Raw genomic sequence first — 11,433 nt, forward strand, 5'->3', positions numbered from 1 at the left:
TTATGTCTATCTTTCTCTGAGCGAATTCTCTTTCGCACGTAATATAGGTTTTAACCAATAATTCAGTACTGTTTTTTCTCCTGTAAGAATGTCTACCACAACCTGCATTCCCGGGATGATCGTAAACTTATCATCAACCTTGAAAGTAACGTTGGCACGGTAGTAGGCATTGCCCTCTTCATTTTGAAGTGCATCGGCGCTTACGTAGGTCACTTCTCCTTCTAGGCCTCCGTAAATGACAAAGTCATAGGCAGACAACTTTACCGTTGCCGGCAGGCCAGGCCTTATGAAGGCGATATTCTGAGGAGAAATTCTCGCTTCAACGATTAACGTGCTATTACGAGGGACTATTTCTAAAATAGGCTCACCCGGCTTAACCACACCTCCGATGGTTCTGACAAAAACATCTTTGATGGTTCCATCGACCGGAGAAAGTAACTGCGTTCGATTCAACTGATCCGCAATCGCCTGACGACTTTCATTGAGCTGCGCTAGTTGCGTCACAACTTCATTGAGCTGCCCTTGTGCCTCTGCCCTAAAAGCAAGCGCAGTACCACGATAATCTGCGATGGATTCAGAATACACAGCCCTTTGTTTTTGGGCAGCAGCTTGTGAACTCGCGATGTCTCCTTTGAGCTTTATAACGTCTCTATTCAGTTTTAATAATTCCACTTCAGCTACCGCGCCACTAGAAACCACCTCTCTCAGCATATCTCGCTCTTTCGAGACAATAACCAGACTGCTTTTTAGTGTTTGAATGGTATTCAAGGTATCTAGATAAGCTTGCGATTGTTGCTCAATTCGCAATTTAGCCTCCTCCAGCTCAGACTCCAGTTGGCTCAACCGCTCAAGATAGTTTGCTTTGGCATTCAGATAGGCAGAGTGGCCGGTCATCGAAATATCAAATGTCTGAGGCTCGATACTCACTTGTTGTTTCCAATCCAGTTGGAGGCTATTCACTTTTACCGTTTCTAATTCAATTTGAAGCCTCTGCTTTCTGGCGAGCAAAGATTCAACTTGTTCAGAGGTCTCCGAATAGGTCGACTTAAACCTTGTATCATCCAGAATAGCGATGGTTTGCCCCTTAGTGACGCTTTCACCAGGCATGACAAGTAACTCCTTTAGAATGCCTCCCTCTAAGCTCTGAATCGTCTGAATAGACAAAGTAGGAACAACCTTTCCTTCGCCGACAACCACTTCGTCTAACCTCGCCCACGAGGCCCAAATAATCACACTTAGCACTAACGCGGCAGACAACCAAATCAACGTTCTCGAACGGTTTGCTAAATGAGCATTACTCCAACGAACTGTGCTCATCATTGACCTCCTTCGCGTACAATTGATACTGCGCGTACTCTGTTCGTTTTCGCGTTAGACTGTTGTTTAGCAAAAATTTCTTGGGGCGCTCCTTCCCTCAAAATTGTGCCTTTATCAAACACAACAATTCGATCACAAAGCGATAATAAGGAATGTTTATGAGAGCTAATAATCATCGTCGTCGAGTGCGGCAACGATTTAAGAGCATTAAACAACGCATTCTCAGCTGGCTGGTCTAAGGAACTGGTTGGCTCGTCTAAAATTAATGCTGCAGGGTTTCGATAAAACGCTCTTGAAATCGCTACAGCTTGCCTTTGCCCCCCCGACAAATAACGCCCTCCTTCTCCGACTTGCGTTTCTAGACCATGAGGAAGGCGGCTCATGTACTGGTTCAAACCCGATAATTCTATCGCACGGCGTAATCGTTCTTGATCAATAACATGATGTCCTAATACTATGTTTTCCATAATGCTGCCGTATATAAGATGCGAATCTTGGCCAACCCAACCCGTTTTCTCTCTTATCAATTCGGCGGGCCAAAGCTGACTGTCAATGTCATCAAAATAAACGCTACCCTGTAAGGTACTGAGTTGATTGGTAATAATAGAAAGGAGTGTAGACTTTCCTGCTCCTGCACTACCAATAACGCCAACGCGTTCGCCTTGCTTGATAGTAAGATTAATATCTCTCAAACATGGCATATCAACATCTGGGTATTGGAAGCTCACGTTTTCTAAACGTATATTCCCTGCAAATTCGGCAGACGTAATGACCTGACTGCGTTGCACCTCCTGAGGTAAAGACATGATAGAATTTAAGCCTTCAACCGCTGTTTTTGTCTGTTGATAGCGAAGTAACAGCATAGCTAACTGGTTAATCGCCCCTGCAGCACGACCGCTAAGCATGACAATAGCAATGAGCCCCCCCATGCTTAGCAATCCCTCAGAAATTCTGTACACGCCTGTTACAAGTAACATTACGGTAATTATCTGCTGGCTAGATTGAATGGAGTAAGCAACGATATTCGAATAGTTTCGCGATTGATTTTGCCAATCAGAAAGCATGGATACCGTTTGCTCCCAACGCTTTTGTGCTTCTCCCGTAGCGTTATTTTGCTTAATCTCTTTTAAAGAGGACAATGAATCAAACAAGTGAGCTTGTCGCTTCATGGATAGTGCAGCACTTTCCGTATGTGATTGTTCTATTTTTGCTTTTACCGCAAAGCCAAGGATCAGCAGGATAAACATGACGGCAATAGGTATGAACATCATTGCCCCACCTAGCCAACCGATTAAGACTAAAAATAACAACGTAAATGGGAGATCAACTAAGGTCACAAGAGATGCAGAAGTAAAAAAATCGCGAACACTATCAAAATCTTGTAGTTGTCGAGCGAATGCACCGACTGATGCAGGACGGTGTTCAAGTTTCATCCCCATAACTTTAGAAAAAAGTATCGAAGAAAGCTTGTTATCGATGTACTTACCCGCGGTATCAGTGACAACTCCCCTTGCTTTACGCAATAGCCAATCAAAAATAATGATGACGGAGACACCAGCGACCAAAACCCATAATGTACTGAAAGCTTGATTAGGCACTACACGATCGTAAACGTTCATAGTGAAAAGCGGAATAACTAGCGCTAGCGTATTGATAAGGAAAGAGGCAATCAAAAGATCTCGATACCACGGAGACATTTCTTTCACTACGGCGAAAAGCCAATGTTCATTATAATCCGCTTGAATAGAACTTATCCGTTTGTCCAGCTCTGGACGCATAGAAACTTGCCATGCTTGAGGCTGGAATTGATTATGCAGTTCCTTGCTCGTGACGTATTGCGTTTCACCTTGATCTTCACTAAATAACGTGACTTGATAATCGCTGTTATGTCGCTCAGATATAATAGCGGGTTGTAACGTCTTCCTATTGATTACCACCAATGGAAAGCTCAACATTGCGGTGGATTTTAAATCGATTAATGTGAGTTCAAGATCGGCTCGCTCAGCGGCTCTGATGAATAAGTCACTATCCAATCTACCCTCAACAAGAGGTAATCCAGAAAGCACCTTTTTTGTATGGTGTCTAACCTCAAAATAACGCATCAACCAAGTTAACGATTGCCCCCAAGGATCGTTAGTCAGCTCACTTGATGAGGATGAGTGATGCTTCATGACATACCACCTACTAGCAAGTTGTTGTCATCAATCATCTTCTGTAAGACATTTTCTTCGGCTACGCCAGTCGAGTCACCTTTGTAAAGCTGATCGAGAGTGACGCCCTGCATAAGAATCTGTTGTTTTGTCCCCGTCTCTTCTGGTTTTATGTGAAGCGTTACGCCATCATCATTCTCTGTTAAATCGAGCTTATTATCGACTTCTGTTATCGAGGTAGCGGTGATTATCGAGGCGATGTCAATTGTGTCATTATCATCACCAATAACGGATATTTGGAAATCGTTGATCACATCGTACGAGGGCTTTAACTCGTTACCGAGCCCTGAACTGTCAAACTGGAATACATCGCTGCCACTTCCTCCAATAAGCAAATCATTAGCATCTGTCGCAAGTAATGTTTGGCCCCCTTCTTCCACTAAGGTAACATTGACTACCTGAGCAGAACCTTCTGCGACAGTGGCGCCCAGTGTTGCAATCGGTTTTATCGACAACGTAAAATCACTTGCACCGCTAAACCCGCCAACGATGGAAAGATCAGCGACATCCTCTTGATCAACAGCATAAATGCCGTTCAATCTTTCACCATGACTCAACTCTAGATCTGTTGGTAATCCGCGAATCTCCACACTTCCAAACTCTTCGGGTGCAGGGTTGACTAAATTCATGCTCAACCCTAAAGGAATACTCCCAGACGCTTCAGACACAATAGACTGATAATCGGCCGTTAGTGTTGGCTCATCAGCTTCAGGGGTAACAACAATGGTTAGATCGGTGGTTTGCACATCTCCAAAATCGGTTTCGAGTGTCTCTGACACTATCGCTTGATCAAACGTTCTAACATTGAGAGCAACATCCATCGTTCCAAATGCATCCTTCGGAACGAACTCCAAACCTGACACTTCATTTGCTCGCACTAATACCGTCGCCACGGCATTGCCCGCGTCATCGAAGGTAAAGGATGAGAATTGAGTTCCAATACGAATCCTACCTAAGCCTTCCAATGCAGAGGGTTCAGAGCTTGCTTTGATCAACATCGACACTTCTATATATTCGTTGCTATTTGTTTCAAAACCGCTCGCTAAAAAGTCAATCGAAATGGAATCACCTTCATCTCCAGTGAACGTGTTAGAGGTTGTATTCAACGATACATCGTCGCCAATCGGTTTTACGCCGACGTTGAACTGAGAAGTGGTATAGTTATAGTCGTTTGATCCAGACTCTTGGGTAATAGCTTGCAGTGTTAATGAAATATCCCCACTAAAATCTAGTGGCGGTAGAAAGTAAACCTTATCAAGTTGTGCTTGAGTTAGCTGCCACTCTTTGCTCTCACCATCCGTTGAACCGTTATCAGGGAGTAATTCGAACGTCCCGTTATTGTCCCAAACCAACACGGCTCCGTCTGGCACTCCTGTCATGACCAAAGACATCGACTCAGAACCATCTTGATCGATTAATGATGCAGATAAGTTTCCTAAATAAATATAATTATCTTCATTACCAACTACGTCTTCTGTTTCCAGAACCGCTTTATCAACCACTGGGGCAATGGTAACGGTAACTTCTGTTGATTTAGTTTGAGTATCTTTCGCACTGTCAGTACTTAAACAACTTCCCGTGACTTCATCAGTAATGTTTGCGTCAACGGAAATAACAAGCTCTCCACTGTAGTTTTCAGGTGGGATTAACTGAATTTCGTTTAGACGCGTAACATCTGTCACTACCCATGTTCCATCACCATTGTCAATGAGTAGGCTCGGGTCCACGGCAGTAAACCGCGCATTCTCGTCAGACACCGATAAAGAAACCCAATTGACACTTTCAAGGCCAGTCGCTGCGTCACCTTCTCCAGTAATGGACTGCATTGGCCCTTCGCTATCGCCCAATACAAGAGCAAGATTCAGGTTGGTTATAGTATCTTCTTGAACCGTAACTTCGCTTGGTGCTATCGCGATATCATCGACAACAGGAGAGATTTGTACCGTAATGGTCTGAGAGGTTGTTTTCGAGTCACCATCGCATGGGGCCGTTTCTGTCACTTCTAAATTGAAAGTAATGCAACCAGCAAAGTCCTCATCCACGCCAGTAAGCGTCAAGGAAGACAATCCAGCGCTAGAAATTGAATAACCTAACAGATTGCCCGCATTATCATAAGCAGGTATCACACCTTCGCCAGTAAGCTCGACTCCTTCAGGTAAAGAATCTGCGGCGACAAAGAAGGAAACTAAGTTACCATCACTACTCGCTACATCAGGGTTTAAAAACGCCCCAATTGAGACATCTTCACCTTCTTTACCTACAATATCCCCACTTTGAACGCTTCCTGGTTCACCAGGATCAGCACACTGGTCTCCATCTCCTTCATGGCCAGTAATTTGAATTTGGAACTGACCTGTGATGTATTGAGCATCCGTTCCATCTCGAACATACGCTAACACATTCACATCAAGTATCTCTGTATTAGATGGGCTATAAATCGATGCGCCAGCAAGCAAATCTTGAGCGGTTTCCAACACGCTATCACTTGTGATTCCTTCCATTGGAATCAGCCAGTTCCCATCGGCATCTTGAGAAGCACCGTTCGGATGAGTAACAATGAGGTCTTGACCCTGCGGTATCTGTAAAACGATGTAATCGAGATACTCTGAACCATCAATATCCGCTTCTGTAAATGTAATGCCTCCACTCACGTCAACAGCAGACCCATCCGTACTTGTGAATACTTCAGTCGCGCCTTCTAAACGTGTTTTGTCAATATCTTCATTACCAATATCCACTTTTCCAGAAACCACGACGCTCAAAGAGCCATTGATTGCCTTTACATCAGTCTCCATCGTAGGAGACGTGTCTGTCACTTCGTACTGAACTTCCAGGCTAAACGTCCCACTTAGGTCTTCATTAGCTTTTACAGTGATTCGTCCACTGTTTAACAACTCAGATAATGTTGCCGAGCTACCATCGAGTAGTTCATTGAGTTCTAACGGTAAATTACTTTCCTCTACTGCATTACCATCAAAGTAAAGTGTTAAGCCATCTGGAATGGATACAATGGTGTATCCTGTCAAGGACTCACTAGAATCTATATCTTGATTAACGACAGGCTCAAGATTTAGTGTGATGAAATTGTCCTCAATACCATTGCTTTGTAATTCTTGACCGTCAGTTTGATCAACAATAGGTGAGATTTCCATTTCCACTTTAAGAGGGGTTTCAGCAGAATCACCATCCGGCTCTGTTGAAACGACGATAACATCCATGCTCAGTGTTCCACTAAAATCTTGCTCTGTTTTGAGGTAAGTGTTTTCAAGAACAGCATTCGAGACCTGATAAACTGGCCCCGTTATTGGGTCCACGTAAGCAACTGGAAGAACAATAGGGTCACCATTTACATCTGTCAGTTGTGTTCCCAAAGGGATGTTCTGAAGCAAGATATTAATTTCTTCTGATAGATCGTCGTCTGATGTCTGGATGATAAAATCCAGTTGTATCAGGTTATCTTCGTCTAACGTAGAGAGATTACTAATTACTTTAGTCGCTTGATCATATTGCCAATTCCCCTGTCCACCATCTAGGACAATTGGTTCATCGACCACACCTTTTAGCTTAATGTCAATGGTTGCAGATTGGCTCTCGGCGGTTTCATTAAGAGGTGCTAAGCCATCAATAGTCGACTCTGTTGAAATGGCGGTTACTTGAAGGGATAGAGATTCAGTAAATGAGCTGATATCCGATTTTGGTTGAAGTAACGCCTCTGAATTGGCTAGAGCATTGGAGGTCACTAGGTAGGTATTAATACCGATAAGCGTGATCCCAGCTCCGACAGGCAGTGTCCAACCATCTTGAACTTCTATGCGATAAGACAGAGACTCCGAGCCATCTGTGTCAGTGAGCCGCCCTAGGATGTACTCTTTTAAGTCAATCGCTTGGTCTTCAAGCCCCTGAATGTTTTTAACGGTCAGCGTAGGCACATCGGCATCTGGAGATATATCGATAACAACTTGCTCAGTGATCTCCGCTGTTTTATCTTGCTCATCGGCAAACACACTACCCGACTCAGTCGTTACTGCCGTTACATCAAAAGTAAATCTTCCGGCTAAGTTTTCGTTAGATGTGATTTCAATTTGATCTAACTCGGATTGGCTATACGCTTTACCTTCCTCAATAGCACTTCCGTTAAGTGTTAATATAAGTCCATCTGGAATATTCGAAATTTGGTAGTGGAGCGTTTCAGAACCGTCTTGGTCAAACTTTTCAGCAACAATATTGAGTGAAAGTGATTCAGCGGAATCTTCAACACTTTGATAAGAAAAGTCCGAATCAATAGACCACTCTGGCAAATCTGCAACCGGTAAAACGTTAACATTTAACGTGTTATTGCCTTGTAGTACAAAACCATCTGGTTCGACATCAGATAGGATTAATGCAGACACTGCTAACGAAACTTTGATAGTGTTGCCCGACAGGTTTAGCGCTGGTTGATAAGTGAGATCACCATTTGGAACGGTGAATATACCCACCCCCATTAGCTCTGTACCAGAAAGACTAATAAATCCGTCATTATCATCATCTTCAAGGCGCACTCCGTCTAAAAACAGAGCCCCTCCTTGTAGAGATTCAACAGAGATCCTTATCGCTTCAACACGCTCATTATTCTCCGTATCCCCAGGAGAAACTCTAATCGGTAACGCGACTGGCGTAGGGTCTCCACTATTATTCGCGCCATTATCTTCTAACGTATCTACATTAACGGTTCGAATAAAGCCCCTAGCATCATCAAGAATTAATTGAGCTTCACTGCTTGCTTGGTCACCGTCTGCATCCGTCACAGTTATCGTTAGATCATCAAGCAAACCACCTACAGGCGTATTAACAATAAGCTCGGTAGTTAGCGTAAATGTCCCATCTTGAGCAATAGTCAGCGTTCCATATTTTAAGTTACCATCACTACTATTGATTAAATCGATGGTCCAAGCATCATTGCTAAATACCGAACTCGCCGTATCGTATGTTTCACCTGCATAGGTCAAACTTGAAATCAACGTGCCATCTGAACTGATTAAGTCGGCATTATTGCTAAACCAGTTTCCCGAAAACTCATCCCCCTCGGTAAGTTCAATTTCTATTGGTGAGCTTGTGTCTTCAGGGATATCATCTACTACACTAACGGTATATGTCTCAGCTTCAGACTGGTCGCCATCCTTATCAACGGCATAAATTGAAAAACTGAGTTCTAATGTGTTCTCGTCCGCTGGAACACCGTCAGGTTCATCGTGTTCAAGTGCACGGTATAGATCAAACTCGACAGTCCCATCGGTATTAAATCTAATTCTAAAGACGTCTTGCTCGCTTTCATCTCTTGCATATAACCAACCATTCGAGTCCGGTGAATCAAGCGCAACCAGGCTGCCACTACTTGTTTTATAGCCGAGCGCATTGAACATATCGATATTCACGCTCACACTGGCGATAGAGTCTGAACCTTGTAATAGCGTAATGGATGGTGACGAGCCCTCGATGCCAGAATCAAGCGAATCATCATTCAGCCCGCTTTCATTGACTGTGATTCCCTCTGTAATTACTAGTTCCGGAAACAAGCCATCATAGACCAGTATGTTGGACTCCGTAGAGATCTCGCTTCCATCAGAATCTCTCGCCACGATGGGCATAGAGATCGACAATTGCGTCCCATCACCTAAAACATGGTCAATCGAGTGATAAAGCTCTACAGTTACATTAACCGTAGACGTATCATTTGATGGCAAAGAGAAGTCACTAGGTAACGTGACCCTAAATACAACGTCTCCAGTGTCTGAAATTGCGTCAAAGCTTCCATCATTGTTATCGTACCAAGTGACAGCCTCTCCGTTATAAGTAACAGCATCACCAAGCGTAGTTTTGACAGTATCTCCATCATTTATGTCAACACCCAGATACACAATCGGATCGAATGATGACGTAACTATCACATCCGTATTCGCTATGGCTGAAACCCCATCAGGAGCAATGTTTGTATCGACAGGTGTTTCGGTTAACTCGACATTGCCACTATTGATTAGCGCTTGTCCATTGTCGTTATCTATCACATTAATGTCTAAAACGACCGACGTGTTATCTTGGTCTGAGTCCATTGCAGTAACAACGAGAGGTACGTTTGGATCAGTATTTTCTTGTTGGTCGAGAGCCTGAAAAAGCTCAAAGGAGTAGGTAATGTCGCTATTTGCATCAATAGGTAATGAAGCATTGAGGGTAGCTTGAAAGATGGGAATCTGAGTTTGCCCATCTTCGTCAAGAATATAACCATCAAGTGTTTTGCCATCCGCAGAGACTTGATAAAGCACAACTTGTTCACCACTCGTCAACAAGGGTTGTTCAGAGACGATGAACGACAAAGATTCGAGGTAATCACTGCCAACCTCAACTTGAAAATTCCCTGAGCTCAACACACTTCCATTTACGAGATCAGATTCTTTTACTTCTACCCCATTCAAATTATTTAAAGTTGGGTCTGCGCCATCCTTTAGAATATAGTCAATTTCATTCTCTACAAGCGGTGTGGCATCTAAATCTACGCCACCAATGGTCAACGGGAAAGTGACCGTATCACTGCTATTGAATTGATCGATAGGGTGCTCAAGAGTAAGCGAAATTGAAGCTAATACATCGTTACCCGATTCAACGCCACTCAATGTTAACGTAAATACAGTGACACCATTGGCAAATGCTGTAATTTGCTTTCCACTGGAGCTTAACGTGTAGCTAAGCTCATTATCAGAGACTGAGCTTGTAAGCCCTAATGCTTCTAACTTAGTAATAGATGACCCACCGAAATACAAACTACTCGGATCCGGATTGTCAGATCCCGCGACAATATTAACAGTTCCTTCAAAGTTCAATATCGGGCCATCCAAAGGGACTTCTGTTACGTTTATAGTCGCATTGCCTACGTAACCTGCTTGTCCATCAGTAATGTCAATGGTCGCGTTAGCCAAGCCATAGTCTTGGGAGTCATCTGCAGCTAAATAGCTGAAAGAAACACTTTGCTCGACCGAATGATCTAGGTTTCGACCTGCATCAAACTGCCAAGAGCCATCAGAAAATACGGTTAATTCGCCTTTTTCTAAACTAAAACTTACGGATCCCCCCTCTAGAATTGACTTCTGCTCCCCGCCAGCCTCTACAAATTTCACATAAAGTGTTCCATCAAGATCAATATCATTTTCAAGTAGATTGCCCGTAATTGTTTGATCTTCTAAGACTGAGTATGTGTCATCTCTAATCACCGGATCAGAGTCATAAATAGTAATCGTTAACGGTGCCACAACCGTCTCTTGTGTACCGTCAGCATCACTTTGAATGCTTTCAACCAATACGTTAGTCACCAGCTCATCTTGACCTACACCATGATCAATCGCTTCATAAAAAGTAATTTGAACCGTACCATCATCATTGACTTCTGCTGAGAAAACTAATCGGTCGTCGGTCGATGTTCCTTGTAAGCTCAACCCATCTTCTGCAACAACAACATTAATAGATTGACCGACCGATGTAAGCGCGCTCAAACTTGGCTGCTCTGCATGCAGTGCTGGCACACCATTTTCTATGTTGATGGCTGCCGAGCTGCTTTGCTCACCAAAAAATCCAACGATGTTTTCAGAAAATACCGTTGAACCGGGTAGCACTATTGTTGGCATGGTATCGACCGCATGGTTGCCGGCGACATCCAACACTTCAGCTTCAATGGTCCACGTGCTGTTTAGATTGAGAGTGTTTACGTCAATTCCGGTTACTGTCCACGAACCTGATGCATCAACAAGGCCAGTAAAATTCAGCGTGCTGTCTCCGTCACTTACCCGAATCGTCACTGCCAAACCTTGCTCTACACCACTGGTTGTCCCTCTCATTTCCGTGACTATACCCTCACGGAAATCATCAATGGCAAGACCAC

3 protein-coding genes are annotated in these 11,433 nt (G+C 43.6%); all 3 read right to left on the reverse strand.

Going from position 1 to position 11,433, the window contains the following annotated elements:
* Window positions 1-6 precede the first annotated feature (6 nt).
* Genes R8N28_RS22340 through R8N28_RS22350 form a run of 3 tightly spaced genes read right to left on the reverse strand, consistent with a single transcriptional unit; the run spans window position 7 to window position 11,389 of the window.
* The gene (locus R8N28_RS22340; protein WP_065274490.1) at window positions 7-1,320 is read right to left on the reverse strand and encodes an HlyD family type I secretion periplasmic adaptor subunit; all 1,314 of its coding nucleotides are present in this window, start codon (window positions 1,318-1,320) and stop codon (window positions 7-9) included.
* Window positions 1,317-3,488: a type I secretion system permease/ATPase gene (locus tag R8N28_RS22345; protein ID WP_065274489.1), complete on the reverse strand. Its 2,172-nt coding sequence runs from the start codon at window positions 3,486-3,488 to the stop codon at window positions 1,317-1,319. Before R8N28_RS22345 ends, R8N28_RS22340 begins: the two co-directional genes overlap by 4 nt.
* The gene (locus tag R8N28_RS22350; RefSeq protein WP_318183437.1) at window positions 3,485-11,389 is read right to left on the reverse strand and encodes a DUF5801 repeats-in-toxin domain-containing protein; all 7,905 of its coding nucleotides are present in this window, start codon (window positions 11,387-11,389) and stop codon (window positions 3,485-3,487) included. The genes R8N28_RS22345 and R8N28_RS22350 overlap by 4 nt, the downstream gene beginning before the upstream one ends.
* Window positions 11,390-11,433: the final 44 nt, after the last annotated feature.

It is taken from the genome of Vibrio sp. Vb1554 (genome assembly GCF_033344235.1).

Bases quoted from the DNA above. Each gene is read 5' to 3' on its own strand.
- R8N28_RS22340 (WP_065274490.1), bottom strand. From the start codon at position 1,320: ATGATGAGCACAGTTCGTTGGAGTAATGCTCATTTAGCAAACCGTTCG.
- R8N28_RS22345 (WP_065274489.1), bottom strand. From the start codon at position 3,488: ATGAAGCATCACTCATCCTCATCAAGTGAGCTGACTAACGATCCTTGG.
- R8N28_RS22350 (WP_318183437.1), bottom strand. From the start codon at position 11,389: ATGAGAGGGACAACCAGTGGTGTAGAGCAAGGTTTGGCAGTGACGATT.